Genomic DNA, 22217 nt, shown 5'->3' on the forward strand with positions numbered 1-22217 from the left:
ATCATAGCTTATGTCAGTGTCCGAAATTTGGGGGGTAGCTCAATTTACTGGTTATGAATCCTGACCCTACGCCGTGACCTCGAGCCAACGCGAAACAGAGAAGCAGTGGTGCTCTTTCGCGGCAATGTTCGCGACGGCCGCATCCGTTTTCGGCCTAAAGCCGCCATCAAATCCGCGGGAATGCTGCGGCGCAGTTTCAGAAAAGCGGGCATCTGCGTTGTCTTCGTGCGTGACCGAGCGTCAGACGGCCTGTTGCGAGGACATGTCGGAATTGAGCTTACTCCAGCGCGTCAACGAGAATGGCGTTAAGAGTCAAGCCAGAGCGCCGTAGCACGGCAAGAGACTGGAATTCATCAGATGCCCAGAACGCTTCGGCGTTCTTGCGGTTAGGAAATTCGAGGATGAAAGCAGCATCCGGCAAGGTTCCTCCTCCCTCCATGCGCTTGGGGCTACCGCCGCGGACGCAAAACTTCCCTTTATGCTGGTCCACGACATCCGGAATCCTGGAGAAGTAATCTTCCATCCAATCGCGATTGTGAATCAGCATCTGACCGATAATGAATGCCGTCATAGCGATTTCCTGAGCTGCGGTGGAACGGGTTCTGGCAGTGTAAGGTGCATTTTCTGCGCCGCAACATCGATGATCCAAGCGTCAGCCCGGATGAGTGCAATCTTCACCAAGACGACGGATGTGCGCACCGTGCCAAGGCGTAGGCGCACCGAGCCCTTCGGCGCATTTGGATGGACTTGGGTCGCCGAACGGTATGAACTCTGATCTGAGACAAATGAAGAGGACGAACCATGGCTGACGCCCGCTTGATCTCGGAGCACTGGGGAGCCGGCGACGTGTTTTCCAAGATCTATGCGGCCATGCTGGAGGCCGGCATCGATCCGTCTCGCGTCACGGTCGATCAGCTGGCGCCGGTCGATCATTTCCATGCACGCGGCTTTCCCGCAACGAGGGATCTCGCGGATGCTCTGCCGATCGGCGAGGACGAGCGCATCCTGGATATAGGATGCGGCGTCGGCGGGCCGGCGCGCTATCTGGCACAACGTTTCGGTTGCAGGGTGGATGGCATCGACATCACCGCCCCGTTTGTTGAAGCCGCGAATAAGTTGACGGACCTTGTCGGCCTTGAGGATCGCGTCACGATCCAGATCGCAGATGGGCAGAGCCTTCCCTTTGTGGACGCTCAATTCGATGGCGGCTATTCGCAGCATGTGACGATGAACGTCGCCGACAGGGACCGGTTCTTCGCTGAAGCGTTCCGCGTCCTGAAGCCGGGCGCGTTCTTCGCGCTCACCGAACATGGCCTCGGGCCAACTGGTGATCCGCACCACCCCGTGCCGTGGTCGCAGGACGGTGCAGGCGCTTTCTTGGTCCCGCCGTCCGAGACGGTGCAAAGCCTGTCGAAAGCCGGTTTCTCCCGAATCGGAGTGACCGACACGGGACAGGACTATCTGGACGCCTATCGGAGTGCGATCGCGGCGGCTGGTCGTGGCGAGCTGCCCGCCTTCGGCGTTCACATCCTCTTGGGGGAGACAGCCGACGAGAAGGTTCGGAACGCTGCGCGGAACATCGAGGAGCACAGAACGCACCCTGTGCAGATCATCTGCCGAAAGCCAGCCGCCTGACCGGACTTGCCTAACACGCACAGCAACGGCGACCTGTGGCGGCGCAGCTTGAGCGGGACATTCGGACCGAGAAGGAGCAACAGGTGGTGGGACCGGACAGAGCTATCGGGATCGTCGGCGGAACGGGCATGCTCGGACGAGCCATCGCGGATGCGCTTCTGGACCGTCAGGTCGTGTCGGCAAGGCAATTGTGGGTCGCGAACAGAAGTGGTGCCGAGGGCGCCTTTGATGACCACCCAGGTGTCAATATGACCACAAGCCATCAGGCTGTTGCCGATGCTTGCGACGTCATCCTGCTCGTCGTGCCGCCGGCCTCGGCGGCGAGCATCGCGATGGATGCGTCGGAGAGGCTGGTCATATCCGTCATGGCAGGGGTGTCGATCGCCCAACTTGGAACGTTCACCTGTGCACGGCGGATCATTCGCGCCATGAGCAGCCCCGCAGCCCGAGAAGGACTGGCATATTCGCCCTGGTGTGCCTCCGACGACGTCACAGCGGGCGATCGCAAATCAGCGGTAGCCATATTCGAAGCCTGCGGCCTCACGGACGAAGTCGAAAGCGAAGCTCATATTGAATGCTTCACCGCGATGACAGGTCCGGTGCCCGGCTTCGTCGCTTTCTACGCCAAGGCGATGGTGGATTACGCCGAGACCCAGGGGATCGCGCCGGACATCGCCAATCGCGCGGTGCGGCAACTTTTCCTCGGTGCAGGAACCTTGATGTCGACGGGCACGATGACCCCTGCCGAGCATGTGACACAGATGATCAACTACGCCGGAACGACTGCCGCCGGTCTGCAAGAGATGGATCGCTCCTCGATCACGAAAGACATCGCAAAGGGTCTCGATGCCGCCGTCGCGAGAACGCGCTCCATCGGATGATTGATGTGACGCTCGAGTAGATCGCTGCCGAGCCTGCGTCAGCGACCACCGACCACAGATCAACATTCTTTGAAGCTGGATTCTGCACCACCTTGCCTCGACAATACCTGCGCATCTTAGTCATTCGTGCAATGCGCAGCGAACGGCAGCTCCCCGCCCTTCGCGCCAGGGCAGATCATCATGCAGCGCCGGGCGTGAGCAATGACTATGGCCCCTCGAAGCAAACCATTCGCTCCCAAGAGTGATGACGCTTCGTGTATTGGTATCTGGCTTTAAGCCCAGCACCCTGGGAAGCCCTCGGGAGGCGTCGCTCAGGTCTGATCTCCCGCTGATGGCGAGCAAGAAGGGTGACCAGTCTTCGGCAGGAAATCACCTTCTGGCGCTTGAGGTGGATGAGGCCCCGTTCGACCGGGTCGAGGTCAACGTCGTCTCCACAGACGCGAGCAAGGGTATCGGCGTAGACATCTGTTGCCGTGACGGGCACCTGACAATTTCTCCGCCGCTGATATCGGCTGAGGATCGTAGCGACAGCTTGCGTCGGCTTAATGGTCTTCATCGGAGTTCCCACTGCTTCTAAGCGACCTCGTGTCCAGGGTCTCACCACCCAAGCCAGCCCCACTGCGCCATGCTCAGGCTCATACAGAGAGGGCACAACGGCCCTGAGCCGGATCCGCCGCCTCATGCCACGAACCGAACATCCCCTTCATACGCGAAAGGCGCCGGAGCGTCTGCTCCAGCGCCTCTGTCACCGTCTTTCAGAGAGTAGCCCAAGGACACCAGGCGATACGTTTCGCCCTTGACACCCCTTGCGCAGACTTATGCTTCCGTTTGCGCATTCATCTGCTTTCTCTGACTCCTCCAACACGCCCGTCGATCACCCGCACTTGGAATGCCCGCAGGACGCACAGGTCATGCAGCCTTCGACCATCCGCATGTCGTATTGCCCGCAGCTCGGGCAGGCCGGGCCGCGGGGGGCGCCGAGGTTCACGACCTCCGCCGTCGGGTCGGATTTCAGGCCCTTGCCCTCGCCCTCGATGAAACCGATGGCGATCATGTGCCGCTCGATCACGCCGCCGATCGCCGCGAGGATCGACGGGATGTACTTGCCCTGCATCCAGGCCCCGCCGCGAGGGTCGAAGACGGCCTTCAGCTCTTCGACCACGAAGGACACGTCGCCCCCGCGCCGGAATACCGCCGAGATCATCCGGGTCAGCGCCACGGTCCAGGCGAAATGCTCCATATTCTTGGAGTTGATGAACACCTCGAACGGCCGGCGATGCCCGCCGATGACGATGTCGTTGATCGTGATGTAGATCGCGTGCTCGCTGTCGGGCCATTTCAGCTTGTACGTCTGCCCCTCCAGCGTCTGCGGCCGGTCCAGCGGTTCCGACATGTAGATCACGTCGCCGCCCGGGGCGATCCCGTCCTCGACCGGCGCTTCGCCGGGGGCGTGGTCCGTCGTCTCGCTCACGCTCAGAACCGAGCCGGTCACCTCGTTCGGCCGATAGGTCGTGCAGCCTTTGCAGCCGGTTTCCCAGGCCTGCATGTAGACGTCCTTGAACGCCTCGAAGGAGATATCCTCGGGGCAGTTGATCGTCTTGGAGATCGACGAATCCACCCATTTCTGCGCCGCGGCCTGCATCTTCACATGCTCCGAGGGCTGCAGCGTCTGGGCGTTCACGAAATACTCCGGCAGCTCGGCCTCGCCGAACATGTCGCGCCAGAGCTGGACGGCGTAATCGACAACCTCTTCCTCGGTCCGCGAACCGTCCTTCTGCAGCACCTTGCGCGTGTAGGCATAGGCAAAGACCGGCTCGATCCCCGAGCTGACATTGCCGGCATAAAGGCTGATCGTGCCCGTCGGCGCGATCGAGGTCAGCAGCGCGTTGCGGATACCGTGTTCACGGATCGCGTCGCGCACGTCGTCGTCCATCTGCTGCATCGTGCCGGAGGCCAGGAAGGGCCCGGCCTCGAACAGCGGGAAGGCGCCCTTTTCCCTGGCCAGCTCGACCGAGGCGAGATAGGCGGCCCGGGCCACGCGATGCAGCCAATCCTCGGTCTGTGCGGCAGCCTCGTCCGAGCCATAGCGCAGGCCCATCATCAGCAGCGCATCGGCCAGACCGGTCACGCCCAGCCCGATCCGGCGCTTGTTGCGCGCCTCCGCTTCCTGTTCCGGAAGCGGGAATTTCGAGGCATCGACCACGTTGTCCATCATCCGAACGGCAGTCGCGACCAGATCCTCCAGCGCGGCATCGTCGATCGTCGCGCCCTCCTCGAAGGGGCGGTCCACCAAGCGGGCGAGGTTGATCGAGCCCAGCAGGCAGGCGCCGTAGGGCGGCAGGGGCTGTTCGCCGCAGGGGTTGGTCGCGGCGATGGTCTCGCAATAGGACAGGTTGTTGGCCTGGTTGATCCGGTCGATGAAGATCACGCCCGGCTCGGCGAAATCATAGGTCGATTTCATGATCCGGTTCCACAGGTCGCGGGCCTGAACCGTGTGATAGACCTTGTCGTCAAAGACCAGCTCCCACGGGCCGTCGGCCTTCACCGCCTCGAGGAAGGCATCGGTCACCAGCACCGACAGGTTGAACATGCGCAGCCGCGCGGCATCGCCCTTGGCGGTGACGAAATCCTCGATATCAGGGTGATCGCAGCGCATCGTCGCCATCATCGCCCCCCGGCGCGAGCCTGCGGACATGATCGTGCGGCACATCGCGTCCCAGACATCCATGAAGCTGAGCGGACCCGAGGCATCCGCCGCCACGCCGGTGACATTGGCGCCGCGCGGCCGGATGGTCGAGAAATCGTAGCCGATTCCGCCGCCCTGCTGCATGGTCAGCGCCGCCTCGCGCAGCATTTCGAAGATGCCGCCCATGCTGTCGGGGATCGTGCCCATGACAAAGCAGTTGAACAGCGTCACCGCGCGCGCCGTGCCGGCCCCGGCGGTGATCCGCCCGGCGGGAAGGTACTTGAAGTCCTCCAGCGCGGCATAGAACCGCTCTTCCCAGTGGTCCGGGTCCTTTTCCACCCGTGCGAGGTCACGCGCGATGCGGCGCCAGGTGTCCTCGACGGTAAGGTCGATCGGACTGCCGTCCGCCTCCTTGAAGCGGTACTTCATGTCCCAGATCTGTTCGGCAATGGGGGCGGCGAAACGGCTCATCGGGCGATTCCCTTTTTCGGCAGGAGGAACAAGGTATATCATTTGGCCCCTGCACCTCAACAGCTTGATGTCGGTCCCGTGGCCTCTACAATATAGGGCGGATTGTGGGGACGACTCTGTGGATAAGACGATACACTTGGTGAAGCTTTGCGTCGGCGCCGCAGCGGTCGAGGACCTGGAACACTGGCAGGCGACGGCCCGGGCGCGCGGGACGGACGGATTGCCGCGTCATGTGACACGGATGTGGCCCCGGCGCGAGGCGGAATTGCTCAACGGCGGGTCTCTGTTCTGGGTGTTCAAGGGGCTGGTGCTGTGCCGGCAGCAGGTGCTGCGACTGGACCCGGTCACGGGGTCCGACGGGATCGAGCGCTGCGGCATCGTGCTGGAGCACGAGGTGACCCGCACCCGCCCGCTGCCGCGCCGGCCGTTCCAGGGCTGGCGCTACCTGACGCCCGAGGATGCGCCCGAGGATCTACCCGCCGGCCACGCCAATGACGATGCGCTGCCGCCGAAGCTGGCGGCGGAGCTGGCGGATATCGGGGTACGCTAGGCGCCCGACACCAGGGGCCCGACAAAGGATGGCGCCTCCGGTCGGCTGTCCGGACGCAAAGCACCTGCCTGCCCTGCGCTCAGGTCAGGGCGATATCTCTCCTTCCCTTCGGATGACGCCGCCGCATTGGTCCGCGGCCGCGACCAGCGACCGACGCGTCTGAGGTCAAAATTAGCAAAGCCGCGCCCTGGGCGCCTTCCACCGCAATACGCCAACCGGCGGCTTCGTCGCTCTATCGGCATGACCGGCGGCATTGCGCCCCCCTTCCTCCTGTCTCTTGTCGCCGCATCGCGCGGGTACGACAGCGAAAAGGACAGTTCGGTAAATCATTTATTTGCCAGTCCGCCCGAACATGAAGGCGGCTCTCTCTGAAGGCGAGTCGCACCCCGGGCCCGCGATCACGCGCCCCGGGCCGGAGTTTGGAGGAGTCGCCGATGCGCGGCATGCTGGCCTACATGTCGATGATCCTGATGCTGTCCGCAGGTGCCTTGCGGGCAGAGGACGGCAGCTATGGCTGGGTCTCCCTTGGCGCCCGGACGGCAGGCCTGGCGACGCGCGTTGGGCCAAACGCGTCAACGGACCCATACGGGCCGGGCAGATACGGGGCGGCGGCGGATCTTTCGCCCCCGGCCCGGCTGGACTGGCATGGCAACACGACCACGCAGGCCGAGGGTGGTATGGCCGGGGCCGGGCTTTATGGCCGGCTGGCGCTTGGCCGGCACGAACTGTCGCTTGGCGGCGGGCTGACGCCGGACGGGTCCGGCAGCGTACAGCTGGGTCTTGGCGATGTCCTGCCCGGCCCGGACCGGTCCGTGTCATATGGCAGGCAACCGGAGCCGGCGGGCGTTCTGGAATATGGCCAGCAGGTGCCTCTGGCGCCCCGGCTCACGCTGCGCCCCTTTGCCCAGGCGCGTATGGGCGATGAGACCCTGGCCCGGCTTGGCACGGATCTCGTGATCGGGGACCTTGGCTACGGCGGCCTGGCACCGCGCAACCCGGTGACGGGCTTTCGCGCCGGCGCGACCGGCACGGGCGATCCCGGCTTTGCGCTGGTTCTGGGGGCCGACATCGCCCATGTGTCGGAAAGCCGCTACCTCGATGTGGGCATGGGCGAGGCCGCGCTGGCGCGCCATCGCGGCAGGCTGCGCGCGGGCGTGCATTACGGCAGTGGCGACCTGAATCTCTTCTACGGCATGACCTGGATGGAACAGGCGGTTCCGAACCGCCCGGACAGCCAGCTTCTCGGGGCGCTGCAGCTTCAACTGCGGTTTTGATGTCGCATTCCGGCACCACGACGTGCTGAGGGCTGCCGAGAATTACCACCATGCTAACTCACGGTGAAAAGACGCTGGTGCCCGCGCGCGACCTGTCGGTGCGCGAGGTCACTTAGATCTACATCCATCTGCCGCATCACCAGATCCTTTGAGCCAACGGGGCCGAGACCAAGAGCTTCCATGACGCGGCCTGAGCGCACCGGCCGGCCGTCCCCGGCGCGACCTGCGGCCCGGGGATATCCCGCGATCGCGGCGAATCCCGCGACCGGGGATTGACTCCCCCGCCCCATCCGGTATGAGCGCGGCTTCATTGGTGTTGGTGGCCCCCGCAAGGGGATGCCTGTCAGGGCTCGCATGATGCGGGTCCAGAGGACAACGCCCTTCATAGCCGGCCTTCCGGTCGGCGCCAAAGAAGGAGATCAGCCGTGACCAAACGCACGTCTGCCAAGTACAAGATCGACCGCCGCATGGGCGAAAACATCTGGGGCCGCGCCAAGTCCCCGGTCAACCGCCGCGAATACGGCCCCGGCCAGCACGGCCAGCGCCGCAAGGGCAAGCTGTCCGATTTCGGCATCCAGCTGCGCGCCAAGCAGAAGCTGAAGGGCTATTACGGCGACCTGACCGAAAAGCAGTTCCGCCGCATCTATTCCGAAGCCGAGCGGGTCAAGGGCGACACCGGTGAAAACCTCATCGGCCTGCTGGAGCGCCGCCTGGACGCGGTTGTCTACCGCGCCAAGTTCGTGCCGACCGTCTTCGCCGCCCGCCAGTTCGTGAACCACAAGCACGTGCGCGTGAACGGCAAGATCGTGAACATCCCCTCCTACCGCGTGAAGGAAGGCGACGTGATCGAGGTCCGCGACCGGTCCAAGCAGCTGGCCTCCGTGCTGGAAGCCTCGCAGCTGGTCGAGCGCGACGTGCCCGATTACCTGGACGTCGACCACAACAAGATGACCGCAACCTTCGTCCGCACCCCGTCGCTGGGCGATGTGCCCTACGCGGTGCAGATGGAACCGAACCTGGTCGTCGAATTCTACGCCAAGAACTGATCCCGATCAGGTCCCGAGATGTCGAAAGGCCGCGCCATCCGGGCGCGGCCTTTTGCGTTTCGGGAGTGTAGGGTGGGTTTTCAACCCACCGGTGCGCGGGCGGTGGGTTGAAAACCCACCCTACACTCCCGAACCATCCCGCCAGCGCCGCGGTTTGCCGCTTTCCAAGATTTCGACGCATGGGTAAGAGGTCGCAACGCAGGAGATCCGATCATGACACAGATCCAACCGCAGCCCGGCATCATGGACATCGCTCTCTACCAGGGCGGCAAGGCCCATGTGGACGGGGTGGCCAATGTCGTGAAACTGTCCTCGAACGAGAACCCGCTGGGCCCCTCGCCCGCCGCAGCCGAGGCCGTAAAGGCCAGCGTCTCGTCGCTGATGCTCTATCCCTCCTCCGATCACGCCCCCCTGCGCCACGCCATCGCCGAGGTGCACGGTCTGGATGCCGACCGGATCATCATCGGCGTCGGCTCGGACGAGATCATCGCCTTCCTGTGCCAGGCCTATGTGGGCCCAGGCGACGAGGTGATCCACACCGACCATTGCTTCGGCATGTACCGGATCTCGACCCTCGCCGCCGGCGGCACCCCGGTCGAGGTGCCCGAGCGCGAGCGCGTGACGGACGTGGACGCGATCCTCGCCGCCTGCACCGACCGCACGCGGCTGGTCTTCATCGCCAACCCGAACAACCCGACCGGCACCATGATCTCGCAGGCCGAGGTCGCGCGGCTGGCCGACGGTCTGCCCGAGCAGGCGCTGCTGGTGCTGGATGGCGCCTACGTCGAATACGTCGAGGGGTTCGACGGTCATGCAGGCCTCGTCGACAGCCGCCGCAACGTGGTGATGACCCGCACCTTCTCCAAGATCTACGGGCTGGGCGGTCTGCGCATCGGCTGGGGCTACGGTCCGGACCACGTGATCGACGTGCTCAACCGCGTGCGCGGGCCCTTCAACGTCTCCTCCACCGCGCTGATGGCCGCCGAGGCCGCCGTGCGCGATCAGGAGTGGGTGATCCATTGCCGGACCGAAAACGCCGCCTGGCGCGCCTGGCTGGCCGAGGCGCTGGCCGAAACAGGCGTGCCCTCGGACAGCTCCTGCACCAATTACATCCTCGCCCGCTTCGCCAGCGCCGAGGAGGCGAAGGGCTGCGTCGACTTCCTGCAATCGCGCGGGCTGCTGGTGCGCTACACCGCCAGCTTCAACCTTCCCGCCGCCGTCCGCATCACCATCGGGGACGAGGCCGCCTGCCGCCGCGTCGCCGAGGCCGTGCGCGACTTCAAATCCACCTGATCCAATCCACCCGACAGACGGACCTCGGAAGGCCCTTTTCCAATGCCAGTACTCTATGACCGCGTGGCGCTGATCGGCCTTGGCCTGATCGCTTCCTCGATGTTCTGGGCGATGAAACGTGCCGGACTGGCCGGAGAGGTCACAGGCTATGCGCGCTCGGCCGAAACCCGGGACACCGCGCGCGAGATCGGGCTGTGCGACCGGATCTGCGACACCGCGCGAGAGGCGGTCGAGGGCGCCGACCTTGTCGTGCTCGCCGTGCCCGTGGGAGCGATGGAGGCCGTGGCCCGCGACATCGCCCCGGTGCTGAAGCCCGGCGCCACGGTGACCGACGTCGGCTCGGTCAAGAAACAGGTGATCGAGGCCATCGGCCCCCACCTGCCCGACGGCGTGCATTTCATCCCCGGTCATCCGCTGGCCGGGACAGAGCATTCCGGCCCCCGCTCCGGCTTCGCCACGCTCTTCGACAACCGTTACACGCTGCTGACCCCGGTCGAGGGCACCGACGCGGAGGCGACCGACCGTCTCATCCGTCTGTGGGAGGGCATCGGCGCCCGGGTCGAGACGATGGATGCCGACCACCACGACCTGGTCCTGTCCGTCACATCGCACACTCCGCACCTGATCGCCTACACGATGGTCGGCGTCGCCGACGACCTGCGCCGGGTCACCGACAGCGAGGTCATCAAGTATTCGGCGGCGGGATTCCGCGACTTTACGCGGATTGCCGCCAGTGATCCGACCATGTGGCGGGATGTCTTTCTCAACAACAAGGACGCGACACTGGAAATCCTTGGCCGTTTCACGGAAGAATTGTTCGCGTTACAGAGGGCGATCCGAACGGGGGACGGAGATTTGCTGTTCGATTACTTTACGCGCACACGCGCCATCCGGCGCGGCATCATCGAAGCCGGCCAGGATACGGCGGCTCCGGATTTCGGGCGCGGCTTGCCCGGCGACGGCCGGAGCGACACGGGCGGGGCCGGCAAGAGCAGGGCCGACACGAGCAAGGCCGGCACGAGCAAGGCCGGCACATGAAACGGCGCGCCGCGGTACTGGGATTGGCCCTCGCCGCGGTCGCGGCCGGCAGCCTTCCCGCAGGATCCGAGGCCCCCGCGCGCTCGCTCCATCCCCAAGAGCGCCCCGGCATGTCCGTCGAGGTGACCCGCTCCGCTGCGGCGACCGATATGCTTGCGGTGGCCAAGGTGCCGCTTGCGGCCCCGCGCGTCGGCGGCCCGCAGCTGCCCGATCTGCGGCCCGCCCCGCGCCCGGTGTCCCAGCAGCTGATCGCGATTGCTGCCCGCGCGCCCGGCGCACCGGTCTTCAGCCCCGAGATGTCGCCCAGGCCCACATTCCGGCCTGACAGCGTCGTGCAGCAGGCGCTGTTCGGCAAGCGCAAGAAGCGCAAGGGATCGGTCTGCGGCAATATCGACATCCAGGGCGAGCGCATCGGCAGTTACGGCAAGGGCGGAGGCTGCCATATTCCCGACGCCGTGCGCGTGCGCTCTGTTTCGGGGGTAAAGCTTAGCACCTCGGCGCTGATGACCTGCGACACGGCCGAAGCGCTGAACACCTGGGTCGACAAGGCCGTGCAGCCGGCCTTCGGCAAGCGGGTGGTAGAGATCAAGGTGGCCGCCCACTACGCCTGCCGGACACGGAACAACCAGTCCGGGGCGAAATTGTCGGAACATGCCAAGGGGCGGGCGATCGACATCTCGGCCTTCACCCTGCGCAACGGCGAGCAGGTCACGGTGCTGCGCGACTGGAACCGGGGCAAGCTGGGCAAGGCGCTGGTGAAGACCCATGCCGCCGCCTGCGGGATCTTCGGCACGGTGCTGGGCCCGCGGTCGGACAGCTTTCACCGCGATCACTTCCACCTCGACACCGCCAATTACCGAAGCGGCGCTTATTGCCGCTGAGGCAGGGCGTTCACCGCCTGGCAGCCCAAGACCCGAACACCCCCAGGATGCCGGCCGGCAGCGGCTGCCCCCCAATACCCCCGGGATCCCGTGCCCGACCTGCGGGGCACACCGGGGTGGGCGGGCGGGAGGTGTGACCCGCAGGTCGTCCCGCCGCCACAGCTCAGCGCAGGATCAGCCGCGGTGCGGGCCCCAGCGGAATCGGCCCCAGCGCCACGACCCCGCCGGTCACGTTCAGCTGCACGTCCAGCGCCCCGGCATTCCCGCCCAACCCGGCGAGGAAGCCCAGGGCGCGTTCCGCCGATTGCGCCGCCGCCGGCGGCAGCGCGCCGGCTGCTTCGGCCATGCGCAGCATCTCGCGCCAGTTTTCCGCCCGGATCGTGATCTGCCCCTCGGGCACGCCCTCGGCATCCACGTCGAACCCACCGGCGGCCGAGATCCGCAGCGGGCCCCAGGCGACCTCGGCCAGCCGCAGGTCGATCCGCTGCGGCTGTGGCCGCCGTTCGTCCAGCGCGCGACGGTCCCAGGGCCGGTCGAACCGCACGTCCATGTCCATCGCCAGCGCCCCGAACGTGTCGGGCAGGCTCTCTGCCCCGCCCATCAGCCCGCGCAGCCGCGGTCCCGGCGCGAAATCCGGTATGTCCAGGAGGATCCCGTAGGTTTCGGCCACCGCCTCATCCTGCACCATCGCCATGGTCAGCCCCGCGCCCGAGGCCACCGGCCGCTCCGCCGCCTCCAGGCTCCAGGGCCCGGCGCTCAGCCCCATCGACCGCAACTGCAGCGCCAGCCCCACCGCAAGGTCGAGATCGGCCACCATGTCCGCGGCGGTCAGCACGGAGGTGTTGTCGAAATACGATATGTACTGCGGCGTGTCGGCAAAGCGCAGGCTCTGCCGCCCGGGCCAGACCGCCGGACTGTCGAGGCTGATCGCATCCGCGCTCCAGGCGCGGCCCGTGCCGGGATCGGCCAGCGCCGGTTCGCGCAGCACCGTCACATGGCGCAGCGGGAAGCCCCCGGTGGAGATCTCGGCATAATCCGCCTGCCAGCCCTCGGCTATGCGGGCGTCGAACCACCCGGTGATGGCCTGACGCAACACAAATGCCGTGCCGCCCCAGACAAGGCACCACAGCACCGCCAGCCCGACGAGAACCCTGATCAACCGCATGTTCTCTGCCCCTTTAACTCGTTCTTGATTTACGGTTTATAGACGCGGATTTGACAAGAGGTGCAAGATGACGATGTGGGTGTTCGGCTATGCCTCGCTGCTGTGGAACCCCGGGTTTCCGGTGGCCCGCCATGCGCTGGCGACGCTGCCGGGCTGGCACCGGTCGTTCTGCATGTATTCCATCCACCACCGCGGGACCGAGGATCACCCAGGCCTCGTCCTGGCCCTGGACGCCATGGATGCCGCCGCCTGCAAGGGTCAGGCCCTGCTTGTCGAGGCAGCCGCCGAGGAGGAGACCCTCGCCTACCTGCGCGAACGCGAACTAGTCTCGTCGGCCTACCTGGAAAAGACCCTGCCCGTGCAGCTGGATACCGGCGAGACGATCGAGGCGCTGACCTACGTGATCGACCCGGATCACGTGCAATACTGCGGTCACCTCACGCTTGAGGACCAGGCCCGCATCATTGCCACCGCCGTCGGCGGGCGCGGTCCGAACACCGAATATCTCTACAATACTGCCCGTCATCTGGCCGAGCTGGGCCTCCCCGATGCCGATCTGGACTGGTTAACCGAACGCGTTCGCTGCCTTGCGGCATAATATCTTGGCTCAAGCCTTGAAATATCTGTAGGTTCTCCTTCAGAGCAGTCGACTTCCAGGAGCAGCGCATGGCGCAGCCGGGCCGCGAGGCCAGACCCCATTTCTCCCAGCCCATCCGCCAGATCTTTCTGATGCTGATGGTCATCGTGCTGTCCGGCGCCGGCGCCTTCCTCGCGCTGCCGCGGGTCCTGCCCGTGTTCGAGGCCAATCCCTACCTGAACGGCTTCATCGTGCTGGTCTTCGCCATCGGGGTCATCGCCTGCTTCTGGCAGGTGTTCCAGCTGATCGGATCGGTCCGCTGGATCGAACATTTCGCCTCCGGAGAGATGACGGACACCGTCCGCGCGCCCCGCATCCTGGCGCCGCTGGCCACGATGCTGCGCTCGCGCCAGGCCCGGATGCAGCTGGGCTCGTCCTCGACCCGGTCAATCCTCGACTCGGTCGCCACCCGTATCGACGAGCTCCGCGAGATCACGCGCTATATCGTCAACCTTCTGATCTTTCTCGGCCTTCTCGGCACCTTCTACGGACTTGCCACCACCGTGCCGGCCGTGGTCGACACGATCCGCTCGCTCGCCCCGCAAGAGGGCGAGGCCAGCGTCGACATCTTCAACCGGCTGATGAGCGGGCTCGAAAGCCAGCTGGGCGGCATGGGCGTGGCCTTCGCCTCCTCGCTGCTGGGTCTCGCCGGCTCGCTGATCGTCGGCCTGCTGGAGCTTTTTGCCGGCCATGGCCAGAACCGCTTCTACCGCGAGCTGGAGGAATGGCTGAGCTCGATCACCCGCGTGGGTTTCGCCACCGAGGGCGAAGGCCCGGCGGAACTGGGCGCCCTGGGCGCGATGCTGGACCAGATGAACCAGAACATGACCGCGCTGCAGGAGATGTTCGCCCAGTCCGACGCCAGCCGCGCGGTGGTCGACGACAAGCTCGGCAACCTCGCCGACGCGGTGGCGCAGATGACCGAACGGCTCGACAAGCGCGACCAGTCCGCCGAGGCGCTGGCCCGCGTGGCCGAGGGGCAGGACCGCCTTGTGGATCTGCTGGCCCAGCAGGGCGCCGTCGCCGGCGAAGGCATGGATGCCGAAAGCCGCATGCGCCTGCGGTCGATAGACGTGCAGATGCTGCGCATACTTGAGGAAATGGCCGCCGGCCGGCAGGAAAGCCTGTCGGAGCTGCGCAAGGATATCGATCTGCTAGTCCGCAGCCTGGCGCCCCAGGGATCGCCCTCGGGACCCCGCGCCCTGCGCGCCGGCCGGCCGAACCGGGCCGAGGGGGACGGGTAAGCCATGGCGCTGTCCCGCCGCACCGGTCAGCGCTTCCAGGGCTCGATCTGGCCCGGCTTCGTCGATGCGATGACCGGCCTGCTTCTGGTGCTGATGTTCGTGCTGACGATCTTCATGATCGTGCAATTCGTGCTGCGCGAAACCATCACCGGGCAGGAGACCGAGCTCGACCAGCTCTCGACCGAGGTCAGTTCGCTCGCCCGGGCGCTGGGGCTGGAAGAACGGCGCTCCAGCCAGCTGGAGGCGCGGATGGGCGCGCTGAACGCCACGCTGAACGACACCCAGGAAGAGCTGACCGAGGCCGACGCCGCGCTGCAGGCCGCGCAGGCCAACATCGCCGCGCTGACCGCCGAACGGGCCGCCCAGGACCAGGCCCTGCAGGCCGCCCAGACCGAGATCACCGCCTTCGAGGCGCAGGTCGCCACCCTTCTGACCGCGCGCGACCGTGACCGCGATCGCATCGCCGCCCTGCAGGACACGCAGGAGGCGCTGGAAGAAGAACGCGCCGCGCTGGCCGACCGGCAGGACGAGCTGCTGTCGGAACAGGAGGCGCTGAACCTCGCCCTGGCGCAAAGCCGCACCGAGATCGACGCCCAGGCCGAGGCCGCCCGCCTGGCGGCCGCCCGCCGCGAGGCGCTGGAAGCGATGATCGCGGATCTTGAGACCCGGAACGAGACCCAGTCGGAGCGGGTCGCCGACCTTGAGGACCAGCTGAGCGACGAGGAAGCCGCCCGCCTCGCCGAGGCCGAGGCCGCGCGTGCCCTGCGCGCGCGTCTGGAAGACGCCGATGCCGAGCTGACGGCGATGACCATGGCCCTGGAGGCCCAGCGGCAGGAGGCGGAGGACACGCTGACCCTGCTCGCCGCCGCCGAGGCCGCCAAGTCGGACGCCGATGCGCGGCTGGCCGATGCTCTGGGCGCGCTTGACACCGCCACGACCCGCGCCAGCGAACGCGACGAACTCGCCGAACGCCTGACCGAGGTGCTGGCCCAGATGGAGGTCGCGCAGTCCGAGAACGCGGCGACCCTTGACGCGCTGCAGGCCGATCTGTCGCGCATTCGTCAGGAAAGTGCCGCGACCCGGGCCTCTCTGGTGGCCGAGCTGTCCTCGGCCCGCGCCGAGGCCGAAGCGATCCGCATCGCGCTGGAGGCAGAGCTGGCCCGGCTGCAATCCGAACGCGCCGCCGAACGCACGACGCAGCAGGCCGAAGTCGCGCGTCTGCAGACCGAACTGGCCGAGACCGAGGCCAACCTCTCGGCCCAGCTGGCCGCCCTGCGCGCGGAACGCGACGACAGCGAAGCCGCGCTGGCCGCCGGGCTGACCGAGGCCGAGGAACAGGCCGCCGCCCGCGCGGCGCTGGAACAATCCCTGGCCCGGCTGCGCGACGAGCTGGCCGCCGAACGAGCGGAGTTCGCCGCCGAGCGCGACGAGATCCTGAGCGAGGCCGACAAGACCCGCGCCGCCCTTTTGGCCGAGATTGCCGCGCTGCAGGCCGAACGGGACGAGACACAGGACACCCTGACCTCCGAGGTGGCGCGGCTGGAGGAAGAGAACGCCGCCGCCCGCCAGGCCGCCGAGGACCGGCTGGCCCGCCTGCAGGTCCAGCTGACCGAGGCCCGCGCGGCGGCCGAGGCCAATGCCGAAAGCCAGGCGTCGGTCGAGGCGCGGTTGCTGACGGCATTGGAATCGCTGGAGCGCGCCCAGGCCGCGGCCACGGATCGCGAAGTGCTGCAATCGCGGCTGATGGCGGCACTTGCCGCCCAGGCCGAGGCCGAGGAAGCCGCCGAGGCACGGCTGAGCGAGGCCGAGCAGCGGGCCGTCCTGCTGGCCACGGCGCGCAAGTCTCTGGCCGAGCAGGAGACTGTCTCGGAAGAGGCGCAGCGGCAGACGGAATTGCTGAACCAGCAGGTCGCCGCGCTGCGCACCCAGCTGAACCAGCTGCAGGGCCTACTGGACGAGGCGCGCGAACGCGACGCAGAGGCGCAGGTGCAGCTGGAATCGCTGGGCACCGAGCTGAATACCGCCCTGGCCCGGGCCGCCTCGGAAGAGCGCAGGCGCCGGCGGCTGGAGGAAGAGGCGCGCGCCGCCGCCGAGGCCGAGGCCGAGCGCCTGGCTGAAGAGGCCCGGCGGCTGGAGGCCGAGGCCACGGATCTGGAGAAATACCGCTCCGACTTCTTCGGCCGCCTGCGCGAGGTGCTGGGCAACCAGGAGGGCGTGCAGATCGTGGGCGACCGCTTCGTCTTCTCGTCCGAGGTGCTGTTCCCCTCGGGCGGCGCCAACCTGACGCCCGAGGGCCGCGACGAGATCGCCAAGATCGCGCGGATCCTGCAGGGCGTCGCGGACGACATCCCCGAGGGGATCGACTGGATCATCCGCGTGGACGGCCATACCGACGACGTGCCGATCCTGGGCGGCCAGTTCGCCGACAACTGGGAACTCAGCCAGGCGCGTGCGCTGTCGGTGGTGCGCTTCATGGTCGAACAGCTGGGCATCGCGCCCGACCGGCTGTCGGCCAACGGCTTCGGGGAATACCAGCCGATCAACCCCGCAGACACGGACGAGGCCCGCGCCCAGAACCGCCGGATCGAGCTGAAGCTGACCGAGAAGTAGGACCCACGCCGGCCTTGGCCGGGATCACCGCCATTGGCCCCCGGCGAAGGGGGCGCCAAACTGCTCTGCCCGGTACACAGATCTCACTGCATGGCCTCCTCCCCTGCCCTGGGCAAACCGGATGTCACCGGCCCGCCTGCCCCGCCATGGCCGAAAAGCCGCGCAACCGCCCCTGTCCCGGGCGCGCTCAGCCGCGTGGCGCCGAGGGTCAGAAGCTGCGCGCCCGCGCCCAGCTTGAACCGCGCCAGCCCGGGCGCGCGGTCTGTGTCCAGCGCCCCGAGGTCGATCCAGGCGTAGCCACGGGCCGACAGCCAGCGCGCCGCCTGCCAGAGCAGCAGGTTATGGGCGTGGCATCGCCGGCCCAGCTCGTCCGACCAGCCGATATGATAGCTTGCACCCTGGCCGTGCAGCAGAAAGAGCATCGCGGCCACCGTCGCCTTGCGATAGCGCGCCACGAAAAGCCGGGTCGCGCGGGCGCCGTTGAGGACCCGCCAGGCATGGGTGAAGGCGGCCGGCAAGCTGCGATAGCCCCGCCGCCGCGCCTGCGCCGCCTCGCGCAGCAGCAACCAATGGTCGGCCTCCTCGGGCAGGGGGGTGTTCCGGATGATCAAAGGCCCCTCTTGCGCGCGGCGCAGACGGTTGCGCCACTTGCCATGCATGGCGGCCAGCATCTGCGCCTCGGACCCCAGCGCAAGCCGCGCCTGGTTGGCCGGCGTCATCATCGGCAGCAGGCCGGAGTGCTGCATCACGTCCTGCCCGGCCAGCGGATCGCAGCTAAGCAATACCGCGCGGCAGTCACGGCGCAAGCGGGCCACCAGCGCCTCGGTTCCGGCGCGCGCGTCGGCCGGGCCGACGTCGGGCGCCCAGGTCGGCCCGCGGGAGACCAGTGCGACATCGCCAACCAGCGGCACGCGCCGAAGCAGCACCTGCGCGGTGGCCCGATGCGCCCCCGGGGTCCCAAGCGCGTAGCGGTCCACGCGCGATCCCATGGCCCGGCAGGTCGCGCCGTAGTGATCATGCTGTTGCATCGGAACCGGCCCCGTTGCGGCCAGCCGGTCCAGTTTCTGCCAATCCATGGGTCGGGATTAACCATCCGAAAACCTAAGACGCGGTAAACGGAACCCATGAAACTGCGAAAGCAAACGAGAGCGCCGCCGGTCCTTGGCATCTCGGCCGCGCGCCCCCGCCCGACGATGGCCGGGGCGTTCTGGCTGGCGCTGGCAATCGCCCTGCCGGCCGGCGCGCTGCTCTGCGGGGTCGAGGTGATCTGGCGCGTCGCGATGCGCTGACCGGGCATGCGCCGCGGATCAGCGGGCGTCAGCCGTCGATACGGTCGAGGAATTCGGCCAGCGTGGTCCGGTCCCCGGTGTCGTAGGGCGCCACGCGGCTGCGCCAGAGCGTTGCCTGGCTGCGCAGGATCAGCCCGTCGGACAGGATCTTCAGGTGGTTGGCGCGCAGGGTTTCCCCGGTCGAGGTGATATCGGCGATCGCTTCGGCGGTCTCGTTCTTCACCGTGCCCTCGGTCGCACCCTGGCTGTCGACCAGCATGTAGTCGGCCACGCCTTCGTCCCGCAGGAAATCACGGACAAGGCGATGATATTTCGTAGCAATCCGCAGGCGGTGGCCATGGGCGGCCCGGAACCCGGCGGCGGCGGCATCCAGATCGTCAAGCGTGTCCACGTCGACCCAGAAACGCGGCACCGCGAGGATCAGATCGGCATCGCCGAAGCCCATCGGCTGGATCTCTTCGACCTGCTGTTCCCAGCGGGCGAGCTTTTCGTGGATCAGGTCGGTGCCTGTGACGCCGAGGTGAATGCGCCCGGCGGCCAGTTCGCGCGGGATCTCTCCGGCCGACAAAAGCACCAGCGACACGCCCTCGATCCCCTCGACCATGCCGGCATATTCCCGGTCCGAGCCCGAGCGCGACAGGCGGATGCCACTGCGCTCGAACCAGTCGAAGGTCTTCTCCATCAGCCGCCCCTTGGACGGCACGCCAAGCTTCAGGGTCATCGCGCGGCCTCCCGCAGTTCGAGCATCAGGCCCGGGCGCAGCACGGCGCCGACGGCCGGGATCTCTGCCCCCTGGCCCAGCTGGCGGGTCAGCGCGTCATACCGCCCGCCGGTGGCGACCGGGGGCAGATCCGGCCGACCGAGGACCGAGAAGCCGAAGACGAAGCCGTCGTAATATTCCATGGACGTGCGGCCATAGCTGGCCTCGAATTCCAGGTCGTCGACGTCGATCCCGCGCCCCGCCAGCGCGGTCAGCCGCGATTCGAGCCCGTCGAGCGCCGGGGTGATCGCGGGCAGGTCCACCGCGATGTCGCGCAGCTGCTGCAGGGCGAAGGGCGCGGTTTCGCGCACCGCCAGCAGGGCGTCGATGCCGGCCAGCTCATGCGCGCTCATGGGCGGCGTTTCGGCCTCGTCGCGCAGCTCGCGCAGGCGGTGGACGATTTCGGCCCGGCTGCGCAGGCCGATCTCGGCCCCGGCACCGACGAAGGGATCGGCGGCGTCGAACAGCGCGGCGCGGGCGGGCGCGGGGCGCGCGGCGGCCGCGTAACGGTCCAGCAGGGTGCGGAAGCGACGCGGGCGCCAGATGTGGCGCAGCAGCATGTCCTTGCGGGCCCGGGTCGTGTGCAACCCCTGGACGGCGGCCTTGAGGATGCCGATATCGCCGGTGGCGGGACGCGCGGGAAGACCGTCAAGCGCCTGGGCAATCAGGGAAAACACCTCGGCATCGGCCTGGGCGGGATCGGTGCGGTCGAAGACCTCATAGCCGACCTGGATATATTCGTTGGCGCGGTCCGGATCATGCTCCTGACGGCGGAAGACCTCTCCGGCATAGGTGTAGCGCGCGGGTTCGGCGCCTTGGGACATATGCATCTGCACGACCGGCACGGTGAAATCCGGGCGCATCATCTGCTCGCCGCGCAGGGCGTCGGTGGCGGTATAGGCGCGGGCGCGGATTTCCTCGCCGTAGAGGTCGAGAAGCGTATCGGCGGGCTGCAGGATCGGGGTTTCGACCGGGCGGGCGCCGGCCGCCTCGAACCGGGCGCGCAGCTGTGCGGCCAGGGCGAGGATGTCGGCACGCGCGGGCTTTGACCGGGGCATCAGCCCTGTCCGTCCAGGATCTTGCGGATGGTCGCGACCAGCTCGCTGCGCGGCACTTCGACCTGCGAGGGGCGTTCCTTCCATTCCTCGAGCGTGGCGTTCTCGGCGATCTGCTTGCCGAGGATCAGGTCCTTGACCTGCACCACGCCGCGCGCCTTTTCGTCGGCGCCCTCGATGACGGCGGCGGGGCTGTCGCGGCGGTCGGCATACTTGAGCTGGTTGCCGAAGTTCTTCGGGTTGCCCAGGTAGACCTCGGCCCGGATGCCGGCATTGCGCAGTTCGGCGACCATGGCCTGGTAATCGGCCATGCGGTCGCGGTCCATGACGGTGACGACGACGGGGCCGTGGGCCTCGGAGTGGATCCGGCCCTTTTCGCGGAGCGCCGTGAGCAGGCGGTCGACGCCGATCGAGACGCCGGTGGCCGGAACGGCCTGGCCGGTGAACCGCTTGACGAGGTCGTCATAGCGGCCGCCCCCCGCGACCGAACCGAACTGGCGCTTGCGGCCCTTCTCGTCGAAGACCTCGAAGGTCAGCTCGGCCTCGTAGACCGGGCCGGTGTAGTAGCCGAGGCCGCGCACGACCGAAGGGTCGATGACAATGCGGTCGGGGCCGTAGCCGGCGGCGTCGAGCAATTCGGCGATCTGCCTCAGCTCGAGCACACCTTGACCACCGACGGCGTTGGTACCGATGGCCGCCGTAAGGTTGTCGAGTGTCTCCTGATTGCTCGAGCCCTTCGACGTCAGAAACTGGATAACAGGTTCGATCTGGTCATCGTTCAGTCCGACGCCATCAATGTAGGCCCCTGACGCATCAAGACGCCCTTTGCCGAGCAGTTCGCGCACTCCCGCTTCGCCAACCTTGTCGAACTTGTCGATCGTCCGCAGAACGCCCTGCATCCGCTCTTCGCCGCTCGGATCGCCTGCACCAATCGTTTCCGCGACCGCTTCTGGCTCGCCGAAGATGTTCCCGAGCACCCCGTTCAGGACCTTCCGGTTGTTGATCCGGATCAGGTAGTCGCCCCGTGGGATCCCAACGATTTCCAGCGCATCCGAGAGCATCGCGCAGATCTCGGCATCGGCGGCCATCGAGGCCGTGCCGACCGTATCCGCATCGCATTGGTAGAACTGGCGGAACCGCCCCGGCCCAGGCTTCTCGTTGCGCCAGACCGGGCCCATGGCGTAGCGCCTGTAGGGCGTGGGCAGGTCGTTGCGGTGCTGGGCGTAGACGCGGGCCAGCGGCGCGGTCAGGTCGTAGCGGAGCGCGACCCAGTCGCTGTCGTCCTCCTGCCAGGCGAAGACGCCTTCGTTCGGGCGATCCACGTCGGGAAGGAACTTGCCCAGCGCCTCGACCGTCTCGACCGCGCTCGATTCCAGCGCGTCGAAGCCGTAGCGATGGTAGACCCCGGCAATCGTCCGCAGCATCTCCGTGCGTTCGGTGACTTCCGGCCCGAAATAGTCGCGGAACCCTTTCGGGGTTTCCGCCTTGGGACGGGGCTGTTTCTTGGGCTTGGCCATGGGTCTGCATCCCCTCTTTTCGCGGCGCGGTCTAGCCGAAGGGCGGGGGCGGGGCAAGGCGCTGCGGGCAAACGGGGATGGGCGATGCGCCGCGGCGGGTTGACCGGCGCGGTGGGGTGAAACCCCACCCTAACGCGGGACCCCTGGACGGTGCCGGACATGGCCCGGGAAGGCGCCCCGCCCGC

General features: G+C 67.1%; 19 protein-coding genes. 12 read left to right on the forward strand and 7 right to left on the reverse strand.

Annotated features, from left to right (window positions below; all coding sequences use genetic code 11):
* Window positions 1-277: 277 nt before the first annotated feature.
* Window positions 278-571 carry a DUF1330 domain-containing protein gene (locus ATO3_RS20385; protein WP_088651756.1) on the reverse strand — a complete coding sequence of 98 codons (294 nt, stop codon included), beginning with the start codon at window positions 569-571 and terminating at the stop codon, window positions 278-280.
* Window positions 572-801: 230 nt separating this feature from the next.
* Between ATO3_RS20385 and ATO3_RS20390 the strand changes: the two genes are divergently transcribed.
* Together ATO3_RS20390 and ATO3_RS20395 are read left to right on the forward strand one after the other, a co-directional pair.
* On the forward strand, window positions 802-1635 hold the full coding sequence (locus ATO3_RS20390) for a class I SAM-dependent methyltransferase (RefSeq protein WP_088651757.1): 834 nt from the start codon (window positions 802-804) through the stop codon (window positions 1633-1635).
* An 83-nt stretch (window positions 1636-1718) separates the two neighbouring features.
* The gene (locus ATO3_RS20395) at window positions 1719-2516 is read left to right on the forward strand and encodes a pyrroline-5-carboxylate reductase family protein (RefSeq protein ID WP_233152234.1); all 798 of its coding nucleotides are present in this window, start codon (window positions 1719-1721) and stop codon (window positions 2514-2516) included.
* A gap of 874 nt (window positions 2517-3390) precedes the next feature.
* On the opposite strand, the gene ATO3_RS20405 is transcribed toward ATO3_RS20395, so the two are convergent.
* Window positions 3391-5673, reverse strand: coding sequence for an adenosylcobalamin-dependent ribonucleoside-diphosphate reductase (locus ATO3_RS20405; protein ID WP_088651759.1), 2283 nt, complete (start codon window positions 5671-5673; stop codon window positions 3391-3393).
* A 118-nt stretch (window positions 5674-5791) separates the two neighbouring features.
* Between ATO3_RS20405 and ATO3_RS20410 the strand changes: the two genes are divergently transcribed.
* The 6 genes from ATO3_RS20410 to ATO3_RS20435 all read left to right on the forward strand — a co-directional run bounded on the left by ATO3_RS20410 (window position 5792) and on the right by ATO3_RS20435 (window position 11755).
* Entirely contained in the window at window positions 5792-6223 is a 432-nt protein-coding gene (locus ATO3_RS20410; RefSeq protein WP_088651760.1) for a DUF1489 family protein, read from the forward strand.
* 434 nt (window positions 6224-6657) lie between these two features.
* Window positions 6658-7497 carry a lipid A-modifier LpxR family protein gene (locus ATO3_RS20415; protein ID WP_088651761.1) on the forward strand — a complete coding sequence of 280 codons (840 nt, stop codon included), beginning with the start codon at window positions 6658-6660 and terminating at the stop codon, window positions 7495-7497.
* Window positions 7498-7922: 425 nt separating this feature from the next.
* Complete coding sequence (gene rpsD, locus ATO3_RS20420) at window positions 7923-8543, forward strand: 30S ribosomal protein S4 (RefSeq protein ID WP_088651762.1); 621 nt, start codon at window positions 7923-7925, stop codon at window positions 8541-8543.
* Between the two features lie 213 nt (window positions 8544-8756).
* Entirely contained in the window at window positions 8757-9836 is a 1080-nt protein-coding gene (gene hisC / locus ATO3_RS20425) for a histidinol-phosphate transaminase (RefSeq protein ID WP_088651763.1), read from the forward strand.
* Between the two features lie 42 nt (window positions 9837-9878).
* Window positions 9879-10874 (forward strand): prephenate/arogenate dehydrogenase family protein, encoded by a 996-nt coding sequence (locus ATO3_RS20430; protein ID WP_088651764.1) that lies wholly within the window; start codon window positions 9879-9881, stop codon window positions 10872-10874.
* Window positions 10875-10984: 110 nt separating this feature from the next.
* Entirely contained in the window at window positions 10985-11755 is a 771-nt protein-coding gene (locus tag ATO3_RS20435) for an extensin-like domain-containing protein (protein ID WP_233152235.1), read from the forward strand.
* Between the two features lie 163 nt (window positions 11756-11918).
* On the opposite strand, the gene ATO3_RS20440 is transcribed toward ATO3_RS20435, so the two are convergent.
* Window positions 11919-12920, reverse strand: coding sequence for a DUF2125 domain-containing protein (locus ATO3_RS20440; RefSeq protein WP_088651766.1), 1002 nt, complete (start codon window positions 12918-12920; stop codon window positions 11919-11921).
* A 67-nt stretch (window positions 12921-12987) separates the two neighbouring features.
* Here ATO3_RS20440 and ATO3_RS20445 point away from each other — a divergent pair, with 67 nt between their 5' ends.
* The 3 genes from ATO3_RS20445 to ATO3_RS20455 all read left to right on the forward strand — a co-directional run bounded on the left by ATO3_RS20445 (window position 12988) and on the right by ATO3_RS20455 (window position 17411).
* Window positions 12988-13518, forward strand: coding sequence for a gamma-glutamylcyclotransferase (locus ATO3_RS20445; protein WP_088651767.1), 531 nt, complete (start codon window positions 12988-12990; stop codon window positions 13516-13518).
* A gap of 68 nt (window positions 13519-13586) precedes the next feature.
* Complete coding sequence (locus ATO3_RS20450) at window positions 13587-14801, forward strand: biopolymer transporter ExbB (RefSeq protein ID WP_088651768.1); 1215 nt, start codon at window positions 13587-13589, stop codon at window positions 14799-14801.
* Between the two features lie 3 nt (window positions 14802-14804).
* A complete protein-coding gene (locus tag ATO3_RS20455; RefSeq protein WP_088651769.1) occupies window positions 14805-17411 on the forward strand; it encodes a peptidoglycan -binding protein in 2607 nt (868 codons plus the stop codon).
* Window positions 17412-17494: 83 nt separating this feature from the next.
* On the opposite strand, the gene ATO3_RS20460 is transcribed toward ATO3_RS20455, so the two are convergent.
* Complete coding sequence (locus ATO3_RS20460; protein ID WP_088651770.1) at window positions 17495-18487, reverse strand: lipid II:glycine glycyltransferase FemX; 993 nt, start codon at window positions 18485-18487, stop codon at window positions 17495-17497.
* Window positions 18488-18535: 48 nt separating this feature from the next.
* Here ATO3_RS20460 and ATO3_RS28870 point away from each other — a divergent pair, with 48 nt between their 5' ends.
* Window positions 18536-18700, forward strand: coding sequence for a hypothetical protein (locus tag ATO3_RS28870; protein ID WP_158218029.1), 165 nt, complete (start codon window positions 18536-18538; stop codon window positions 18698-18700).
* 28 nt (window positions 18701-18728) lie between these two features.
* Here ATO3_RS28870 and hisG read toward each other — a convergent pair whose 3' ends face one another.
* From hisG to hisS, 3 genes are read right to left on the reverse strand one after another with little or no spacing between them, the layout of a single operon-like run.
* Window positions 18729-19421, reverse strand: a complete 693-nt coding sequence (gene hisG, locus ATO3_RS20465) for an ATP phosphoribosyltransferase (RefSeq protein WP_088651771.1) — start codon at window positions 19419-19421, stop codon at window positions 18729-18731.
* Window positions 19418-20518, reverse strand: coding sequence for an ATP phosphoribosyltransferase regulatory subunit (locus ATO3_RS20470; protein ID WP_088651772.1), 1101 nt, complete (start codon window positions 20516-20518; stop codon window positions 19418-19420). The genes hisG and ATO3_RS20470 overlap by 4 nt, the downstream gene beginning before the upstream one ends.
* On the reverse strand, window positions 20518-22032 hold the full coding sequence (hisS, locus tag ATO3_RS20475; RefSeq protein WP_088651773.1) for a histidine--tRNA ligase: 1515 nt from the start codon (window positions 22030-22032) through the stop codon (window positions 20518-20520). The genes ATO3_RS20470 and hisS overlap by 1 nt, the downstream gene beginning before the upstream one ends.
* Window positions 22033-22217: the final 185 nt, after the last annotated feature.

It is taken from the genome of Marinibacterium profundimaris, assembly GCF_002210095.1.
Taxonomy (GTDB): domain Bacteria; phylum Pseudomonadota; class Alphaproteobacteria; order Rhodobacterales; family Rhodobacteraceae; genus Marinibacterium; species Marinibacterium profundimaris.

Bases quoted from the DNA above. Each gene is read 5' to 3' on its own strand.
- ATO3_RS20415 (WP_088651761.1), top strand. From the start codon at position 6,658: ATGCGCGGCATGCTGGCCTACATGTCGATGATCCTGATGCTGTCCGCA.
- ATO3_RS28870 (WP_158218029.1), top strand. From the start codon at position 18,536: ATGAAACTGCGAAAGCAAACGAGAGCGCCGCCGGTCCTTGGCATCTCG.
- ATO3_RS20385 (WP_088651756.1), bottom strand. From the start codon at position 571: ATGACGGCATTCATTATCGGTCAGATGCTGATTCACAATCGCGATTGG.
- ATO3_RS20470 (WP_088651772.1), bottom strand. From the start codon at position 20,518: ATGCCCCGGTCAAAGCCCGCGCGTGCCGACATCCTCGCCCTGGCCGCA.
- ATO3_RS20405 (WP_088651759.1), bottom strand. From the start codon at position 5,673: ATGAGCCGTTTCGCCGCCCCCATTGCCGAACAGATCTGGGACATGAAG.
- ATO3_RS20450 (WP_088651768.1), top strand. From the start codon at position 13,587: ATGGCGCAGCCGGGCCGCGAGGCCAGACCCCATTTCTCCCAGCCCATC.
- ATO3_RS20440 (WP_088651766.1), bottom strand. From the start codon at position 12,920: ATGCGGTTGATCAGGGTTCTCGTCGGGCTGGCGGTGCTGTGGTGCCTT.
- ATO3_RS20435 (WP_233152235.1), top strand. From the start codon at position 10,985: ATGTCCGTCGAGGTGACCCGCTCCGCTGCGGCGACCGATATGCTTGCG.
- ATO3_RS20445 (WP_088651767.1), top strand. From the start codon at position 12,988: ATGACGATGTGGGTGTTCGGCTATGCCTCGCTGCTGTGGAACCCCGGG.
- ATO3_RS20460 (WP_088651770.1), bottom strand. From the start codon at position 18,487: ATGGATTGGCAGAAACTGGACCGGCTGGCCGCAACGGGGCCGGTTCCG.
- hisS (WP_088651773.1), bottom strand. From the start codon at position 22,032: ATGGCCAAGCCCAAGAAACAGCCCCGTCCCAAGGCGGAAACCCCGAAA.
- ATO3_RS20430 (WP_088651764.1), top strand. From the start codon at position 9,879: ATGCCAGTACTCTATGACCGCGTGGCGCTGATCGGCCTTGGCCTGATC.
- ATO3_RS20455 (WP_088651769.1), top strand. From the start codon at position 14,805: ATGGCGCTGTCCCGCCGCACCGGTCAGCGCTTCCAGGGCTCGATCTGG.
- ATO3_RS20390 (WP_088651757.1), top strand. From the start codon at position 802: ATGGCTGACGCCCGCTTGATCTCGGAGCACTGGGGAGCCGGCGACGTG.
- hisG (WP_088651771.1), bottom strand. From the start codon at position 19,421: ATGACCCTGAAGCTTGGCGTGCCGTCCAAGGGGCGGCTGATGGAGAAG.
- hisC (WP_088651763.1), top strand. From the start codon at position 8,757: ATGACACAGATCCAACCGCAGCCCGGCATCATGGACATCGCTCTCTAC.